Origin of the sequence: Herbiconiux daphne, from assembly GCF_024979295.1 — a bacterium.
GTDB classification, from domain to species: Bacteria; Actinomycetota; Actinomycetes; order Actinomycetales; family Microbacteriaceae; genus Herbiconiux; species Herbiconiux daphnes.
The window spans coordinates 1-715 of record NZ_JANLCJ010000374.1 but is presented as its reverse complement, the minus strand read 5'-3'; the positions used below and the strand labels follow the sequence as shown (position 1 = coordinate 715).

Annotated in this window: 2 protein-coding genes; both read right to left on the bottom strand. The window is 38.6% G+C overall.

Translation table 11 applies throughout. From position 1 onward, the window contains the following. Positions 1-199, bottom strand: a 199-nt coding sequence (locus N1032_RS25325) for a hypothetical protein (RefSeq protein WP_259543354.1), incomplete at its 3' end; no start/stop codon positions are given. A 179-nt stretch (positions 200-378) separates the two neighbouring features. Further along, positions 379-715, bottom strand: a 337-nt coding sequence (locus tag N1032_RS25320) for a hypothetical protein (protein WP_259543352.1), incomplete at its 5' end; no start/stop codon positions are given.

Below are 715 nucleotides of genomic sequence, written 5' to 3'. Positions count from 1 at the left end.
AGCCAGTGAAAGCATATAACTCACCGTCCGGGGCTTTGGTAATAAAAGCGTACCCGTGAACCTGTAACAGCCGCTCCAGTTCTTTGCGCGGAATAGTTTCAGGAAGCCCGGAATATTCAAACATCGACAGCGTTTTGGTAAGCATATAATTCACCAGTTGCGCGATGTTTTTCTTTTTAGCCTTGTAATCGTAAGCCATTATTTAATACCTCTAATGGAGTCTACAACTTGAACCAGTGTTTTACTGATTTCATCCAACAATTTCCGCTGCTCGCGCATATTGGTATTAATATACCAGAATAGCGCGATGCAACAGACAATAGGGAATCCAACAGCCTCTATTAAATCTTTGACGGTCGCCACCGAGTCCACAACCATTTATCCCCTCTTACAGATTTTCAAATAGTTCGCTATTGCATCGCCAACCTCATTATCTTGATAAAATACTTTATCGTTAATGAAGAACCATACAATTCTCTTCTGAATGTTCGTAGTTGGCTTGTACACACTTCTATTATAATTTGGTTTCGGGCTATGTTCCAGTGAATAAATTAAATCAGCGTCGGGGTTTTTAATCGGTGTGGTTTTCTGGTGAATATAAGTAAACATATCTTCACCTATATTAATAACCTCACACTGAAAAATCATATCGTTAAATTCGATGAAATATGTGAAGAGAATATCTTTATTTTTATAGCGATAGGGTAAGTGGGGA